The sequence below is a fragment of the Maribacter huludaoensis genome, from assembly GCF_029350945.1.
GTDB classification, from domain to species: Bacteria; Bacteroidota; Bacteroidia; order Flavobacteriales; family Flavobacteriaceae; genus Maribacter; species Maribacter huludaoensis.
Window position 1 is genome coordinate 216,941 of sequence record NZ_JARKMS010000005.1, and the last position, 16,428, is coordinate 233,368.

Annotated in this window: 17 protein-coding genes; 10 read left to right on the forward strand and 7 right to left on the reverse strand. The window is 35.9% G+C overall.

Translation table 11 applies throughout. The annotated features are described in order from the left end of the window. Positions 1-11: 11 nt before the first annotated feature. Positions 12-1,919: an acetate--CoA ligase gene (gene acs, locus PXC01_RS15110; protein ID WP_276473124.1), complete on the forward strand. Its 1,908-nt coding sequence runs from the start codon at positions 12-14 to the stop codon at positions 1,917-1,919. Positions 1,920-2,020: 101 nt separating this feature from the next. Here acs and PXC01_RS15115 read toward each other — a convergent pair whose 3' ends face one another. After that, the gene (locus tag PXC01_RS15115; protein WP_276473125.1) at positions 2,021-3,244 is read right to left on the reverse strand and encodes a multidrug effflux MFS transporter; all 1,224 of its coding nucleotides are present in this window, start codon (positions 3,242-3,244) and stop codon (positions 2,021-2,023) included. Positions 3,245-3,351: 107 nt separating this feature from the next. Between PXC01_RS15115 and udk the strand changes: the two genes are divergently transcribed. From udk to PXC01_RS15160, 9 genes are all read left to right on the forward strand, one after another. Continuing rightward, positions 3,352-3,966, forward strand: a complete 615-nt coding sequence (udk, locus tag PXC01_RS15120; RefSeq protein WP_276473126.1) for a uridine kinase — start codon at positions 3,352-3,354, stop codon at positions 3,964-3,966. Further along, positions 3,966-4,298 carry an FtsB family cell division protein gene (locus PXC01_RS15125; RefSeq protein WP_276473127.1) on the forward strand — a complete coding sequence of 111 codons (333 nt, stop codon included), beginning with the start codon at positions 3,966-3,968 and terminating at the stop codon, positions 4,296-4,298. Before udk ends, PXC01_RS15125 begins: the two co-directional genes overlap by 1 nt. A 189-nt stretch (positions 4,299-4,487) precedes the next feature. Next, a complete protein-coding gene (locus tag PXC01_RS15130) occupies positions 4,488-5,261 on the forward strand; it encodes a ParA family protein (protein WP_276473128.1) in 774 nt (257 codons plus the stop codon). Between the two features lie 2 nt (positions 5,262-5,263). Next, positions 5,264-6,172 carry a ParB/RepB/Spo0J family partition protein gene (locus tag PXC01_RS15135; RefSeq protein WP_276473129.1) on the forward strand — a complete coding sequence of 303 codons (909 nt, stop codon included), beginning with the start codon at positions 5,264-5,266 and terminating at the stop codon, positions 6,170-6,172. Next, the gene (locus PXC01_RS15140) at positions 6,165-6,806 is read left to right on the forward strand and encodes a DUF5683 domain-containing protein (RefSeq protein WP_276473130.1); all 642 of its coding nucleotides are present in this window, start codon (positions 6,165-6,167) and stop codon (positions 6,804-6,806) included. The genes PXC01_RS15135 and PXC01_RS15140 overlap by 8 nt, the downstream gene beginning before the upstream one ends. Before the next feature lie 2 nt (positions 6,807-6,808). After that, entirely contained in the window at positions 6,809-7,510 is a 702-nt protein-coding gene (gene dapB / locus PXC01_RS15145) for a 4-hydroxy-tetrahydrodipicolinate reductase (protein WP_276473131.1), read from the forward strand. Positions 7,511-7,603: 93 nt separating this feature from the next. Further along, a complete protein-coding gene (gene lepB / locus PXC01_RS15150; RefSeq protein WP_276473132.1) occupies positions 7,604-9,304 on the forward strand; it encodes a signal peptidase I in 1,701 nt (566 codons plus the stop codon). After that, positions 9,301-9,930, forward strand: coding sequence for a WbqC family protein (locus PXC01_RS15155; RefSeq protein ID WP_276473133.1), 630 nt, complete (start codon positions 9,301-9,303; stop codon positions 9,928-9,930). Before lepB ends, PXC01_RS15155 begins: the two co-directional genes overlap by 4 nt. Then, a complete protein-coding gene (locus PXC01_RS15160) occupies positions 9,923-10,243 on the forward strand; it encodes a DUF6122 family protein (RefSeq protein ID WP_276473134.1) in 321 nt (106 codons plus the stop codon). Before PXC01_RS15155 ends, PXC01_RS15160 begins: the two co-directional genes overlap by 8 nt. On the opposite strand, the gene PXC01_RS15165 is transcribed toward PXC01_RS15160, so the two are convergent. From PXC01_RS15165 to PXC01_RS15195, 6 genes are all read right to left on the reverse strand, one after another. Continuing rightward, positions 10,224-11,060 (reverse strand): endonuclease/exonuclease/phosphatase family protein, encoded by an 837-nt coding sequence (locus PXC01_RS15165; protein WP_276473135.1) that lies wholly within the window; start codon positions 11,058-11,060, stop codon positions 10,224-10,226. The genes PXC01_RS15160 and PXC01_RS15165 overlap by 20 nt on opposite strands. A 194-nt stretch (positions 11,061-11,254) precedes the next feature. After that, positions 11,255-12,136 carry a rhomboid family intramembrane serine protease gene (locus PXC01_RS15170; protein WP_276473136.1) on the reverse strand — a complete coding sequence of 294 codons (882 nt, stop codon included), beginning with the start codon at positions 12,134-12,136 and terminating at the stop codon, positions 11,255-11,257. A 3-nt stretch (positions 12,137-12,139) separates the two neighbouring features. Continuing rightward, on the reverse strand, positions 12,140-12,883 hold the full coding sequence (locus PXC01_RS15175) for a rhomboid family intramembrane serine protease (protein WP_276473137.1): 744 nt from the start codon (positions 12,881-12,883) through the stop codon (positions 12,140-12,142). Beyond that, positions 12,884-14,734 (reverse strand): DNA mismatch repair endonuclease MutL, encoded by a 1,851-nt coding sequence (gene mutL / locus PXC01_RS15180; protein ID WP_276473138.1) that lies wholly within the window; start codon positions 14,732-14,734, stop codon positions 12,884-12,886. 419 nt (positions 14,735-15,153) lie between these two features. Next, a complete protein-coding gene (gene ribH / locus PXC01_RS15190; RefSeq protein ID WP_276473139.1) occupies positions 15,154-15,639 on the reverse strand; it encodes a 6,7-dimethyl-8-ribityllumazine synthase in 486 nt (161 codons plus the stop codon). Further along, a complete protein-coding gene (locus PXC01_RS15195) occupies positions 15,639-16,406 on the reverse strand; it encodes a tetratricopeptide repeat protein (RefSeq protein ID WP_276473140.1) in 768 nt (255 codons plus the stop codon). Before PXC01_RS15195 ends, ribH begins: the two co-directional genes overlap by 1 nt. Positions 16,407-16,428: the final 22 nt, after the last annotated feature.

Below are 16,428 nucleotides of genomic sequence, written 5' to 3' on the forward strand. Positions count from 1 at the left end.
TAACGCATACCATGAGTAATTACCACATTAAACATCTTGAGGAATACTATCAAGTCTATAGAAAATCGATCAGAAATCCCGAAGCATTTTGGGAAGAGATTGCAGAGGAGCATTTTGTCTGGCGCAAGCGCTGGGACAATGTATTGAGCTGGGATTTTAAAAAGCCTGAAATAAAATGGTTTGAAGGTGCAAAACTCAACATCACTGAAAATTGTTTAGACAGGCATTTACCCACAAGAGGTGACAAAACTGCCATCATATTTGAACCTAACGATCCTAAAGAAGAAGCTCTTCATATCACTTACAGGCAATTGCACGAGAGAGTTTGCCGAATGGCAAATGTATTATTGGACCATGGCGTAAAAAAAGGAGATCGTGTCTGTATTTATCTTCCAATGATTCCTGAGCTATCTGTCGCATTATTGGCATGTGCACGTATTGGCGCCATACATTCCGTAGTATTTGCAGGATTTTCTTCAAATGCCCTAGCAACACGGATCAATGATTCTGATTGTAAGGTTGTCATAACTGCGGATGGTTCTTTTAGAGGAAGTAAATCTATCGACCTAAAAGGAATTGTCGACAAAGCATTGGAAGGATGCCCTGGTGTAGCCAATGTTTTAGTGACCAAACGTACAGGAACCAAAATAGACATGCTAGATGGCAGGGACAAATGGCTACAACCCTTATTGGACGAAGCTTATGCAGATTGTGTTGCAGAGATCATGGATGCCGAAGATCCATTGTTTATACTATACACCTCCGGATCAACCGGTACCCCCAAAGGAATGGTACATACCACGGCAGGTTATATGGTATATACCGCCTATACATTTAAAAACGTATTTCAATACAGAGAAAATGATGTCTACTGGTGTACTGCTGATATAGGCTGGATAACCGGGCACTCGTATATTGTGTACGGTCCACTTGCCAACGGAGCCACTACATTAATGTTTGAGGGAGTTCCCTCCTACCCAGATTACGGACGTTTTTGGGAGGTTGTAGAAAAACATAAGGTAAATCAATTTTATACTGCACCTACCGCCATTAGAGCTTTGGCAAAGGAAAACTTGGAATTTGTTGAAAAGCACGACTTATCTAGCCTTAAAGTGTTGGGCTCCGTAGGTGAACCCATAAATGAAGAAGCATGGCATTGGTACAACAACAATGTTGGTAAAAAGAATAGCCCTATAGTGGATACTTGGTGGCAAACGGAAACAGGCGGAATAATGATTACACCAATACCGTACGTAACACCAACTACGCCTACATACGCGACTTTACCATTTATTGGCATTCAACCGGCACTAATGGATGAAAATGGAAAAGAAATAAAAGGCAATCAAGTTGATGGTAGACTGTGCATTAAATTCCCATGGCCGTCTATTGCAAGAACGGTATGGGGCAATCATGACCGTTACAGGGACACCTATTTTTCTGCCTTTGAAAATATGTATTTTACAGGTGATGGCGCGTTGAGAGATGCCGTTGGGTATTACAGAATTACAGGTCGTGTAGATGATGTAATTATTGTTTCTGGTCACAATTTGGGTACCGCTCCTATTGAGGATTCTATTAACGAACATCCGGCTGTTGCGGAATCCGCCATTGTAGGTTTCCCACATGATGTTAAAGGAAATGCACTTTATGGCTATGTTATTCTTAAGGAAACTGGTGAAAGTAGAGATCGTGAAAATCTAAGAAAAGAAATCAACCAGCAAATTACAGAACATGTTGGTCCTATTGCCAAATTGGATAAAATTCAATTTGTATCTGGACTACCAAAAACTAGAAGTGGTAAAATTATGCGAAGAATTTTACGCAAAATCGCCAGCAACGACACTAGTAATTTAGGAGATACCAGTACACTTTTAAACCCAGAAGTTGTTCAAGAAATTATGGAAAATTCACTGTAAAAAAAATTAAATTCCTCAAAAATCCGTCAGATTTATTTAAACATATACTGACGGATTTTTCATATCATAAAATGACTTACACTTTCATTCTACCAAATCCATCAATTGGAGAAAGCACGGTTACTTGCAAAAAGCGGACGCGTTTTAAATGTCATAAACAAAATCACCGATATTAGTCCACATACCCCCAAACCGGCAAAAAGTGCCCATACGGAATCTTCAATAAAACTACCTACGAAAATAGAAATAGGAATTGAAAGAATCGTTGAAATAAAGCCCGTAATTGCTGCGCCAATTCCGGCAATATGACCAATAGGCTCCATAGCAATTGACCTCATGTTACCCCATATAAAACCTAAACACAAAAATTGTAGAGAAAGGAATATCAACAAGATAGTTATGTTCGGATTTTTAGAATCCAAGAATAATAGGGCATAAGATAAAGCTATGACGGTAAAAGCCACGAGAGCTGCAAAAGATAAATTACGCATACCAAAGCGTAACACCAACGTGCCGTTCATTAAGGTAGAAAACCCTACGGACAGTGCCAACCCTGCAAAAACGTAGGGGAAAGTTTCCGTTAGCCCATAAAGCTCTTCAAAAACATGCTGGGCAGAACTTAAGTAGACCAGAAAAGAGCCCGTAATTAAACCAGATATCATAGTACAAGAAACCGTCTCTTTATATTTAAAGATTTCTTTAGTCCCTCTAATAAAAACATTGAAAGAAAAAGGAACCTTATATTCCGGCTTTAACGTTTCCTCTTGCCTTTTATAAAACCAAATTCCCACTACCAGAGCAAAAAACAATTGCATATAAAATATACCTTGCCACCCCATAATACCCATTACGGCCTTACCTATGGCAGGAGCTACCACAGGAACCAGAATAAAGAAAGCAGTAACAAAAGACATTATTTTGGCCATATAATCACCGCGGTACGTATCACGTATAATAGAAATACCTATAGTTCTTGGCGCCGATAGACCAATACCCTGTAGTATACGACCCACAAGCATTACCTCAAGATTTGGTGCAAACAAACAAATAACGCTGGCAATTAAAAACACAATAAACCCTAAGTATACTATAGGTTTTCTACCAAGGCTATCTGACAGTGGACCGAAAAATAACTGCCCTACGCCCAATCCTAAAAATATCATGGTCACCAATAACTGGTTTCGGGTAGGATCCAAACTATTAATAGACACCCCAATATCTGCCATTGCAGGCAAAATAGCGTCGATTGTCAGTGCTACAATCGACATCAAAGAAGCCATTAGGGCTACAAACTCAAAATTAGGTTTTACCTGTTCATTCTGCATTGTGCAAAAATACGGCTTAACATATCAAGCCATGTTAATAAAAGTTGATTTTTAAGTTTATGCTATTTTGAGATTCAAATATGTATTTTTGCATTAAATTTCAATGTATGCTGATTATAGGTATTGCCGGTGGAACGGGTTGTGGAAAAACCACAGTAGTCAATCAAATCATAAATGAATTGCCAAATGAAGAAGTTGGGGTAATTTCACAAGATTCTTACTATAACGACCTATCTCATCTAACACTTGAAGATAGACGAAAAACCAATTTTGATCACCCAAGTTCTATAGATTTTGCATTACTGGAACAGCATTTGCTTGCATTAAAAAATGGTGAATCAATAGAGCAACCGGTCTACTCATTTTTAGAATGTAACAGAACCGCCAAAACAATACTTACCCACCCTACCAAGGTAATTATCGTAGAAGGTATTTTAATAATGACCAATTCTGCTATTCGTAAAATGTTCGATATTAAAATATTTGTTCATGCAGATACAGACGAACGATTGATCAGAAGACTAAAACGAGATGTAAACGAACGTGGTTGGAATTTAGATGAAACCATAGAAAAATACCAAGCAGTGATCAAGCCTATGCACGAGCAGTTCATAGAGCCTACCAAAGAGTATGCAGATATTATTATTCCAAATAATAAATATAATACGGTAGCTGTTGAGATAGTTAAAAGTATAATCAACGAAAAAATTATGCAAGAGTAATGGCATTCAAAGACTTAAAACAAAAAAAATGGTTTAAGATCATGACCAATATGTATGTATTGGTACTATCCGTTTTTGTTGTTTGGATGCTTTTTTTTGATACCAATTCGCTATTGATCCACCTTGAATTAAGAAAGGAAATAAAAAAACTGGAAAAAACTCAAGAATTTTTAAAAGAAGAAATAGCGCGGGACAAAAAAATAATTGAAAAATTATCTGATGAAGATGAACTTGAGCGCTTTGCCAGGGAGGAATATTATTTAAAGAAAAAGAACGAAGAAATTTATCTTATTGAATACGAGGACAGTTTAAAACTCAAGGATAAAAATTAGTTTTTCATATTCTTTTAATAAGTTTTTGACTTTTTATATAATACGCAACAAATGGTATCTTAACCATTTCATAATTAAAAGTTTAACGCTTTATTAAAGAAAAGTACGCCCTTATTCACTTAGTGTTAACAAAAAGCTTTCATTAGCCCCATAAATAATTGTATTTTTACGACCTAACTTACTTTGAACATGGGCAAGATTATTGCTATAGCCAATCAAAAAGGAGGCGTAGGTAAAACTACGACCACAGTAAACTTAGCTGCCTCGCTAGGTGTATTGGAAAAAAAGGTATTATTGATAGACGCCGACCCCCAGGCGAATGCTACTTCTGGGCTAGGTATTGATGTCGATGGTGTAGAACTGGGTACGTACCAACTTTTGGAGCATACCAAGACCGCCAAGGAGGCCATTATCCCTACAACATCGCCTAACGTAGACCTTATTCCTGCACATATAGACCTTGTTGCCATTGAAATAGAACTGGTAGATAAGGACGAGCGTGAGTACATGATGAAGAAGGCTATTACGGAATTAAAGAACGATTACGATTATATTCTTATAGATTGCGCCCCATCATTAGGGCTACTGACGTTGAATGCGTTGACCGCGGCAGATTCAGTAATAATCCCTATTCAATGCGAGTATTTTGCATTAGAAGGATTAGGTAAATTATTAAATACGATCAAAAGTGTTCAAAAATTACATAATGCGGAATTAGATATTGAAGGCATGTTGCTGACGATGTACGATTCTAGATTACGTTTATCTAACCAAGTGGTAGATGAAGTAAGAAAACATTTTGGAGATATGGTTTTTGAAACTGTAATTCAGCGTAATGTTAGATTGAGTGAAGCTCCAAGTTATGGAGAAAGTATAATCAAATATGATGCTGCCAGTAAAGGGGCAACAAATTATTTGAACATGGCTAACGAGATAGTCAAAAAAAATAAGCAGACGGTTTAAGTATGGCAAAAGCGACAAAGAAACAAGCTCTTGGTAGAGGACTTTCAGCTCTTTTGAAAGACCCGGAAAATGATATAAACACGGCTTCGGATAAGAATGCGGATAAGGTTGTTGGTAATATTATAGAATTAGATTTAGAACACATTGAAGTCAACCCATTTCAACCACGTTCTAATTTCAATGATGAAAATATAAAAGAACTGGCTGCATCTATTAAGGAATTGGGTGTTATTCAACCAATTACGGTTAGGAAACTTGGTTTTAACGAGTACCAACTTGTATCTGGAGAAAGAAGATATCGTGCTTCCAAACTTTTAGGTTTAGAAACTATACCAGCTTATATCCGTATTGCCAATGATCAAGAGTCCTTAGAGATGGCTTTGGTCGAAAACATTCAACGTCAAGATTTAGATCCAATAGAAATTGCACTTTCTTACCAACGTCTTATTGACGAAATTAATCTTACCCAAGAAAGGTTGAGCGAACGTGTTGGTAAAAAAAGATCTACTATTGCCAATTACTTGCGCCTTTTAAAATTAGATCCGATCATACAAACAGGCATGCGAGATGGTTTTTTAACTATGGGTCACGGTAGAGCTCTAGTTAATATTGACAAGAAACAGGATCAGATATCACTTTACGAAAAAATTATTTTTGACAATCTTTCCGTAAGGGATACTGAAAGTGCGGTAAAAGCGTATCATGCAGATGATGTACCTACTGATGAAGTAGTTAAAAAAGTAAACAAAGAAGCTTCTGTTTTTGTTCGCAAGGGTATTAAAGAATTGACGGAAGCCTTATCCGTAAAGGTAGACATTAAGTCTGCCGATAATGCAAGAGGAAAAATAACCATACCATTTAAGTCTCAAGAGGAATTTGACCGTATCAAAAAATTGATAACAGGTGCGTAACTATCTTTTATTATTTAGTACTCTATTATTATTTATTAATTTATCCTTTTCTCAAGAGGAACATGATTCTATTCCTAAAACTGAAATAGACAGCGTACAAGCTGACTTAGCTGATAAGGGAGTGGTAATCAAAGATTCCGTTTCCTTCAAGAAAGCAAAAAAAGAATTTAATCCATTAGCACCAAGTAAAGCAGCATTTTACTCTGCCGTAATACCAGGGCTAGGTCAAATCTACAACAAGAGATACTGGAAGGTTCCTATCGTTTGGGGAGCTATTGGTGGTAGTGCTTATATGTATATCTACAACAACGATCAATATCAACGTTTTAGAACTGCATTTAAACGAAGACAAGCTGGTTTTACAGACGATGAATTTAATGGTGAAGGTACATTGCCCCTTTTTGATGAAGATGACCTTGAATATCAACAAGAGCGTTTTCAAAATGACCGTGACCTTTGGTTGGTTGCGGCTATAGGGTTATACGCCCTTAATATTGTCGACGCCAATGTTGACGCACATTTAAAACAGTTTAATATTGACGATGACCTAAGTATAGACTTTGAACCTTATCTTGATTTTAATCAAGTAACCAATAGTCCCAATTACGGAATGGCATTAATTATAAAATTTTAAAAATGAGGATTGCACTTTTCGGATACGGAAAAATGGGTCAGATGATAGAGCAAATTGCAGTGAATAGAGGTCACGAAATTGTTGCTAAAATTGACGAAAATTCCGAGAATATAGACTTTAGCATTATGGATGTTGCTATTGATTTTAGTATGCCAAAAGCAGCTTACGGAAATATCAGCAAATGCTTGAACAATGATATTCCCGTAATTTCTGGAACAACGGGGTGGCTAGATAAATATGATGACGCTGTTTCTTTATGCGAAGAAAAGAAAGGTGCTTTTATTTACGCTTCCAACTTTAGTTTAGGAGTAAACATTTTTTTTGAGTTAAATAATTATTTGGCCAAAATGATGCAAAACCTTCCTGAATACAAGGTAGAACTAGAAGAAATACATCACACTCAAAAATTAGACGCACCAAGCGGAACCGCAATAACTTTGGCAGAAGGTGTCATTGCAAACTCTAATTATACAGAATGGAAACTAGATAGTTCAGCAGAAAAAACGTTGAAAATTACATCTAAAAGAATTGGCAAGGTACCTGGTACACATACGGTAGCTTATAACAGTGATGTTGACAGTATTGAAATTAAGCATACTGCGCATAATAGAGAAGGATTTGCACTGGGTGCGGTTACCGCTGCAGAATGGATTATTGGAAAAACAGGTGTTTTTTCAATGCGAGATGTGTTAAACCTAAGTTAAAAGCGTAACAATAATTTATCTAAAAGACTGATGGATTATTAATGTGAACCTTCACATTTATAATTCAATCTATTTTAATAAAAAATAAAAACGATGAACGGCACTCAATGGATTATTTTTATTCTCATTGTACAAGTAATACATTTTTTAGGTACTTGGAAACTATATGTTAAAGCAGGCAGAAAAGCTTGGGAAGCAGCAATACCTGTATACAATGCTATAGTTTTAATGCAAATTATCAATAGACCAAAATGGTGGGTAGTATTACTGTTCATTCCTATTATTAACCTATTGATGTTCCCGGTAATATGGGTAGAAACAATTAGAAGCTTTGGAAGAAATAGCAAGTTAGAAACTTGGATCGTAGTATTGACACTGGGTTTTTATATCTACTATGTAAACTATTCTCTAGATGTAAAATATATTGAAGACAGGTCTTTACAACCAACTACAGCGGCAGGAGAATGGATTAGTTCCATTTTATTCGCCGTAGTAGCTGCTACATTGGTACACACTTATTTCATTCAACCATATGTAATTCCAACAGGATCATTGGAACGTACGTTAAGAGTGGGAGATTTTCTTTTTGTAAGCAAATTTCATTACGGGGCAAGAACACCAATGACCACTGTTGCAGCTCCCATGGTTCATGATACGTTACCGGTATTAGGTGTTCCTTCCTATCTAAAAAAACCACAACTGCCCTATTTTAGGTTACCAGGGTTCACAAAAGTAGAAAGAAACGATATTGTTGTATTTAGCTGGCCTGCAGATACCGTTCGTGTATTCTTTAAAAAAGAAAAAGGCGTTGATAAACCGATAGATAAAAAATCTAACTACGTTAAACGTTGCGTTGGTGTACCTGGCGATTCTCTTGAAGTTCGTGACGGTTATGTTTTTATCAACGGTAAGCAATTAGAATTACCCAGTAGTGCCAAACCACAGTTTGACTATAATATTTACAGCTCTAAAGGTGTATCTTCTAAAACACTTGACAATTTAGGGGTCACTGATTTTACCAGAAAATATTTATCTGGGCAGTTAAATCAAAATCAAGCAAATGCCCTTAACCCTTATTTAGTTGGTTACAAACCAACAGACAACGGTCAGCTAGAACTCTATACGAAAGCCTCGGGTATTCCTCCAAAGATCATATCTAAATACGGATTTGCACTAAAAGAAATTACCGATCGCCAACGCACCGTTCCTTTAACTGCCGATATGGTGTCAGCATTGAGAAAAGACCCTAATATTGATTCTGTAGTACAACAGGTAGTTGAAAAAGGAAGAAGAGGTATCAACTTATTTCCTCAAAGTCCTGATTACCCTTGGAACTATAGCCAAATGGGACCGATCTACATTCCTCAAAAAGGAGCAACGGTAGACCTAAATTTAAAAGTTCTTCCATTATACAAGAAAATTATCCAAGAGTACGAGAAGAACGATATTTCAGTATCTGGCAATCAAATTAGCATAAATCGTGTTCCGGTAACTAGCTATACCTTTAAGCAAGATTATTTTTGGATGATGGGTGATAATAGGGACCACTCTGAAGATAGTAGAGCTTGGGGCTATGTTCCTGAAAATCATATTGTTGGCACTCCTATTTTTATATGGATGAGTTTCGATAATTTCACGGAAGGCATAAGCAATTGGAGACCTAGATGGGATCGTATATTTACTACGGTAAACGGCGATGGAGAACCACAATCATACTTCAAGTATTTTTTAATTTTATTAGTAGCGTATTTCGTAGGAAATTGGTTCTGGAAACGTAAAAAGGAAAAAAAGTGAAATTAATACACCCCTCATATTTCCCTAACATAGTAACATTTAGCTATATCATGCACCACCCTATTTGCTGGGAGGTTAACGATAATTACCAGAAACAGACCTTTAGAAATAGAACTTATATTTCTAATGATCGAGGTAAGCACATTCTAAGTATACCGATCATACATGTAGGCAGAGCAAACGGTAGACAAAAATATAAGGATGTTCAAATAGACAATTCTTATCCTTGGCAAAGACAACATTGGCGCACGTTAGAGACCGCCTACAGAACATCACCTTTCTTTGAGTTTTATGAAGATGATATAAGACTATTATACAATCAGCCATATGAAAGTCTGCTTGATTATAATTTAAAGACCATAGAGACCATATTTGATTGTCTACAATTAGATATGCCAACCGATAGAACAGTTGCATTTGAAACAAACCCTGAGAATAAGGAGGATTTTAGATTTTTGATAAATGCAAAGTTTAAACCTCAGTTAAATATGGAGCGTTATACGCAGGTTTTTGGAGACAGACATGGCTTTACACCTAATTTAAGCATTTTAGACCTACTATTTAACATAGGACCCAATAGTATTGAATATTTAAAACACGAGTTTATAGAGCCATCTAATGATTAGGTTTGTAGCCCATTATGGTATACATTTTATAATACCTATTATAATTGCCATTTATTTTTATAAGGACAACAAACTTTGGTCTGCAATTATAATATTATCCGCAATACTGATTGACATTGATCATTTTTTGGCCACGCCATTATTTGACCCTAACCGATGCAGCATTAACTTTCACCCGCTACATACCTATTGGGCAATTGGCATTTACACTTTACTTTTTATTTATAGAAAAACACGCATATTTGGACTGGCATTGCTAATACACATTTTAGCAGATACCGTAGACTGCCTATTTATTCTTCGTTCAACTTAAAAGTAGCCATAATTGGTTCGTGATCAGATAAATCTATATTAAAATTTTTGTGAGTTAACACCTTAAATGAAGGGTCTAATAATAACATATCAATTCTAAAAGGAAATTTCCAAAATTTAATAGTTTCTCCATAACCATGACCCCCTTCTAAAAAACTATCCTTTAAATTACCTTTGATGTCAAAATAACTCTTTGAAAATTGAGTATTATTAAAGTCACCGGACACAACAACCTTATATGGACTTTTATCAATAAAATCCCTAACGATCAAAGCTTGTCTCTGCTGTTTGGCAAAACAATCTCTTAATCGAACAAACAATCGATCCGACCGCTCATACTTAATACTATAAGGCCTTACACCAAATGATTCCATGTGCAGATTAAATACCCTTAAAGTATCATTTTTCATAACAATGTCAACAAAAAGACCACCGTTATAAGAATCTGGAAATTCTAATGTTCCATTATTAATAATTTTAAACTTAGAATAGATTGCTAAATTTTTACCCCCTTCAACCTCTTCTAAACTTTCCCTTTTTGAAATATATGGATAAGCTCGCAGCATATCCTCTTTAATATAAAAGCTTTGAAATTCTTGAAACAATAAAATATCCGGATTCTCATTAATAATAAAATCCACAATTTCAGGAGCTGTATTAATTTCATAATCATTATCACTATTATGAAAACTGAGAACATTATAACTTAACAACGAAATGGTATTAGCATCAGCAACACTATTGGAACGCCCGTTAAAGGCTATAAAAGAACCAAGGGTAAAGTAACCAAAAACTAAAATAGCAAGAGACAGTAACATATATATGCTCTTTCCAATTAACCAGTATATAAAAAACAACATGTTTATTAAAACCAATGCAGGTACGGTTAAACTTATAAATGCCAGGCTAGCTATAGATGTATATGGTACAATGCACGCCAAAAACAAACAGAAAGCCACAATCACATTTAAGAACAATATGATTTTTTTAAAAAAAGACAATCTTTTCATGCTTAATTTTCTTTACCAGCTTTAAACAAAAAGTCCTTTTCTGCCTTTGAAAGACTTTCATAACCAGATTTGCTAATTTTATCAAGTATAGCATCAATCTTTTTCTGATGAGATTTCTTATCGTAATCAACGGCAGAACTGCTGGTACTACGTGTAGTACTTTTATTCTTATAGACGGTTTTTAAAGGCGCCTTCTTCTCTGAAGCCTTAAAAAGGTTAGCAATACTATCCATAAACTTTGAAAAACCAGACCCAATATCGTTTCCTTTTGCCAATTGACTTGCATATAAGTATCCTAAAAATGCACCGCCCAAATGCGCCAAATGCCCCCCAGAGTTACTGATCGGCAAAAGAATTAAATCACTTAAAACCAATACCGCCCCTACCATCCAAAGTTTTACATTAAAAAATATAATCCGCACTTCTTGATTTGGCAGGTAAGTACATATAAATATTAAAACGGCACTGGCACCTGCCGAAGCACCGATCAAAGTTGCATTGATGTCAAAAAAAGCAGGAAAGATATTATAGCCCAGAACAAAAAAGAGTCCGCCCAAAATAACCCCCAAAATATATACATTTAAAAAGCGCTTCGCATCAAATAAGTTTAAAAAGATACGCCCCACAAAATATATCATTAACATGTTCCAAAACAAGTGACCTATACCTCCATGAAAAAATGAATAGGTAATAATGGACCATGGTTGCAAAGCAATATCCACTATATCATTGGGCAACTCAAACCACTGCACAATACTATTACCTGATAAGCCTAATAGAAAGGGAATTAAAGCATTTACAATAAAAACCAGTACGTTGACCGCAATGAGTTTTTCTGCAATGTTTAATCTACTAAATTGATATTTTAAATCTGGTTGAGCCATAGTTTAGTTCCACCTATTATTATTAAACTGATTTTTTTTCCAGTACCACATCATTAAGAATCCAAATAAGGCTCCACCAACATGGGCAAAATGAGCAATACCTTGCCCAAACAGACTATACCCGGTAACACCAGAAAACAAATCCAATCCTATTAAAACAGGTATAAAGAATTTTGCCTTAATGGGAACAGGAAGAAAAATAAGAAACAATTCACTATTTGGATAAGACATGCCAAATGCAACTAATATACCGTAAATAGCACCTGAAGCACCAACTACCGGAGTATTGAATGCGCTTAGAAAGTTATCTATAGTTGCTTTACCTGCTATATTATACCAGTCTGTACTATACTGCCCGTTATTAATGATTTCAAGAATATTACTTTCAGCTAATCCAGCCTCCATTAGGGCACTCATTCCGGCATTGTAGTAGTAATAATTAACACCAATATGAATCAATGCAGCACCTAAGCCGGCAGAAATATAGAAAAACAAGAATTTATTTCTACCCCACATTTGCTCTAAAGGCGACCCAAAAGCCCATAAAGCATACATGTTAAATAATATATGCATAAACCCGCCATGCATAAACATATGGGTAATGATCTGCCAAAGTTGAAAATGTTCATTTTTTGGAAAGTACAAAGAAAACAACTCATACATTTGTTCACCATACAATTGTGTAGCAACAAAAAACAGAACGTTAATTATCAGTAAATGTTTAATAGTTTCTGTTATCCTTCCCATTTATATAAATTTTCGTTCAATATCATTTTCTGTAACCGTAATGTAAACTTTTTTGTTAAACGGACTTAAAGTTGTTTCCTTACATGCAAACAAATCGTTTACCAATTTTACTTGAGAAAACTCATCTAAGGTTTCGCCCGTTTTTACAGAGAGTGTTTTTGCCAAGGTCTTTGCCAACATATCACTTTGAGAAAAACTATCGCCCGGCACTTCTTGCTGAAAATCAGAAATGAGTTGCTCCATAATCATTTGCACTTCACTTTCAACAACTAAAACCGGAACTCCTGAAATTTCTACGCCGTCATCGGAAATTTCGCCAAATACGAAACCAACGGTACATAAATTCTCTTTAATTTCCCTTAAAATACTTATTTCGCTAGTAGAAAAAGATAAGGTCAAAGGAAAAAGTAACTGCTGGCTAACAGCTTCTTTAATTGTAATATTTTTTAAAAAATTCTCATATAACACCCTTTGGTGCGCCCTACTCTGGTTGATGACGACCATACCAGATTTAATTGTTGTAATAATATACTTTTTACGCATTTGAAAAGTAGTCGTAGAATGATCTACAGCTTCTTTTTCATTATCAAAAATACTGCTATTGACTACTTCTGACTCAAACTCCAAATGACTTGCTCCACTATCTGCAGATGTTTCTAAGCCTACATATAAATTTTCCCAACCGTCTACCTTTGGTTTCTTATAATTACCACCGTTAGTATTGCTTTTTACAGGCTGTGCCGTTTCAAATGGATTAAAGGAAGAGTCTACTACTACTTGCGGTATATCTACCGTTTTGTTTTTATAGGAATACGGAGTATCTAAATTTTGATCTTGTTCAAAATCCAATGCGGGCACAACGTTGAATTGACCTAAACTATGTTTAACGGTAGATTTTAGCATAGCGTATAACGTATGCTCATCATCAAACTTAACCTCTGTCTTGGTTGGATGTATGTTTATATCAATGGTACCCGGATCAACCTCAAGGCTTAAAAAATACCCGGGATGCGTACCCGGACGAATTAAACCTTCAAATGCACCCAATATAGCATGGTGTAAATACGGACTCTTAATAAATCTATTATTTGCAAAGAAAAACTGCTCTCCCCTACTTTTTTTAGCAAATTCAGGTTTTTGAATATAGCCGGAAATTTTAACCACCTGGGTTTCTTCTTCTACAGGCACCAGTTTTTCATCTGTTTTTCTCCCAAAAATATGTACTATTCGTTTTCTAAAATCATTTCCGGGCAGCTGAAAAACATCGCTACCATTATTATAAAAATTAAAAGCGACCCGTGGATGAGCCAGTGCTATTCTATGAAATTCATCGGCAATATGCCTATATTCAACTTGATCAGATTTTAAAAAATTACGTCTTGCCGGAATATTGAAGAAAAGATTTTTTACCATCATTGAAGTTCCCTTTGGGGCTACCACAACCTCTTGTGTAACTATTTTACTGCCTTCAATTTTAATTTTGGTACCAATGTCGTCTTCCTCCGTCTTGGTCAGCATTTCTACATGTGCAATAGCGGCAATGGAAGCTAAAGCCTCTCCCCTAAAACCTTTGGTATTCAAATTAAAGAGATCTTCTGCCTTTTGAATTTTTGATGTAGCATGGCGTTCAAAGCTTAAGCGTGCATCTGTTCCGCTCATACCTTTACCGTTATCAACTACTTGAATCAATGTTTTACCACCATCCTTGATAATAAGCTGAATTTCGGTCGCACCGGCATCAATGGCATTCTCCATTAATTCTTTTACCACAGAAGATGGACGTTGAACCACTTCACCAGCAGCAATTTGGTTTGCTACATGGTCTGGTAATAATCTAATAATATCTGCCATTATGAAGTAAAGAAAATTGTGAGGTCAAAATCTATAATGTAAAGAAATATAAGAACCAATATCGCAATTATTATAGTCATTCTGATCTTTAAATTACGATCGCCTTGTCTTTTAGTGTCTTCAATTGCACTATTAATCTTTCTTTTTAATCCCCGGGATGTATTTAACGTACTGCGGAATTGGTCAAATTTCGGCTCTATTTTATAAGGATTACCTTTTCCCTTACCATCGTAATACCTAGGATTGTATTCAAATGACCTATTTTTTCGTAACCGCGTTATTTTGCTCAGCATCCCCATAACATCAAAGTTACTTAAAATAGAAAAATAGGACATGTTACCAATGCCAAAATTTGTTAACATCTTATGACATTGACCCAGCTCTGTTAAACTTCCCGGAAAAGTAAGTGGGTATAAACTTTAGCTTTTACCCAAAACTGCCATTTTAATGGCGGCAATAGCGGCTTCAGTACCCTTATTACCATGCTTACCACCACTGCGGTCTATGGCCTGCTGCATAGTATTGTCCGTAAGAACACAAAATATGACCGGTACATCAGTAATTACATTTAAGTCTTTTATGCCTTGTGCAGTTGCATCACACACAAAATCGAAATGTTTTGTTTCCCCTTGTATAACGCTACCAATAGCAATGACCGCATCTATCTTAAGGCTCTGTATCATTTTCTTGGAACCAAAGGTTAGTTCAAAACTACCGGGCACGTCCCAACGGATGATGTCAGATTCTTTTGCGCCGCAATCTAATAAAGCTTCAATTGCACCAGAATATAGACCTTCTGTTATTTCTGAATTCCATTCTGAAACAACAATCCCAAACCGAAGTCCGTTCGCGTTTGGGATTGTTGCTTTATCGTAAACCGATAAATTTTTATTTACTGTAGCCATTATTCACCACTTTTAGCCATGCCTATAAACGCATCTATAGAAGCGGCATTTTCTGATTTTGGAAACTCGTCCTTTATTTTTTGGAAAAAACTCAAGGCCTTATCCTTATCTCCCATTTCCAAAGCAGTAATACCTGCCTTGTATAGAAATTTAGGGGCCGTATAATCATTATCACTATGCTTAACCGCAGCCTCATAATATCCTAACGCATCTGAAGGTTGATCTAATTGCATAAAAGCATCACCTAAACCACCTTTGGCCAAAGCGCCCAAAACAGCATCGTCAGAACTAAAATCTTCTAAATAAGTAATTGCCTCCTGGTATTTGTTCATATTTAAATAAGACATACCAGCACCATAATTTGCAAGGTTTGCCGCTTTTGTACCGCTATATTCTTCTATAATATCCAAAAAACCATATTTACCTTCAGCACCTTCCAATGCCAAATTAAACAATGAATCCTTAGCGCTGGTTGCAACCAATGCCTGGTCAAAATATTGCTGTGGGTAATACATCTCATTTGCAGCATTGGCCTCTTTCGGTTTTTCCACAAATTGATCATAGGCCAAATAGCCTAATACACTAATAGCAATAACACCAATGACACCTAAAATAATATTTTGATTCTTAGAAACCCACTCTTCCGATCTAGAAGCACCTTCATCCAACGAACTAAAAACCTCAGCAGTTGTGCTTTCCTGTTCGTCAAATTCTTGCTGTTCAGCCTTTGTTTCAGGTTTATATCCTCTTTTTTTATATGTAGCCATCTCTAAATTTATTGGTCGCGCA

Coding starts and splice junctions, on each gene's coding strand:
- acs (WP_276473124.1), top strand. CDS start 12: ATGAGTAATTACCACATTAAACATCTTGAGGAATACTATCAAGTCTAT.
- PXC01_RS15115 (WP_276473125.1), bottom strand. CDS start 3,244: ATGCAGAATGAACAGGTAAAACCTAATTTTGAGTTTGTAGCCCTAATG.
- udk (WP_276473126.1), top strand. CDS start 3,352: ATGCTGATTATAGGTATTGCCGGTGGAACGGGTTGTGGAAAAACCACA.
- PXC01_RS15125 (WP_276473127.1), top strand. CDS start 3,966: ATGGCATTCAAAGACTTAAAACAAAAAAAATGGTTTAAGATCATGACC.
- PXC01_RS15130 (WP_276473128.1), top strand. CDS start 4,488: ATGGGCAAGATTATTGCTATAGCCAATCAAAAAGGAGGCGTAGGTAAA.
- PXC01_RS15135 (WP_276473129.1), top strand. CDS start 5,264: ATGGCAAAAGCGACAAAGAAACAAGCTCTTGGTAGAGGACTTTCAGCT.
- dapB (WP_276473131.1), top strand. CDS start 6,809: ATGAGGATTGCACTTTTCGGATACGGAAAAATGGGTCAGATGATAGAG.
- lepB (WP_276473132.1), top strand. CDS start 7,604: ATGAACGGCACTCAATGGATTATTTTTATTCTCATTGTACAAGTAATA.
- PXC01_RS15160 (WP_276473134.1), top strand. CDS start 9,923: ATGATTAGGTTTGTAGCCCATTATGGTATACATTTTATAATACCTATT.
- PXC01_RS15165 (WP_276473135.1), bottom strand. CDS start 11,060: ATGTTACTGTCTCTTGCTATTTTAGTTTTTGGTTACTTTACCCTTGGT.
- PXC01_RS15170 (WP_276473136.1), bottom strand. CDS start 12,136: ATGGCTCAACCAGATTTAAAATATCAATTTAGTAGATTAAACATTGCA.
- PXC01_RS15175 (WP_276473137.1), bottom strand. CDS start 12,883: ATGGGAAGGATAACAGAAACTATTAAACATTTACTGATAATTAACGTT.
- mutL (WP_276473138.1), bottom strand. CDS start 14,734: ATGGCAGATATTATTAGATTATTACCAGACCATGTAGCAAACCAAATT.
- ribH (WP_276473139.1), bottom strand. CDS start 15,639: ATGGCTACAGTAAATAAAAATTTATCGGTTTACGATAAAGCAACAATC.
- PXC01_RS15195 (WP_276473140.1), bottom strand. CDS start 16,406: ATGGCTACATATAAAAAAAGAGGATATAAACCTGAAACAAAGGCTGAA.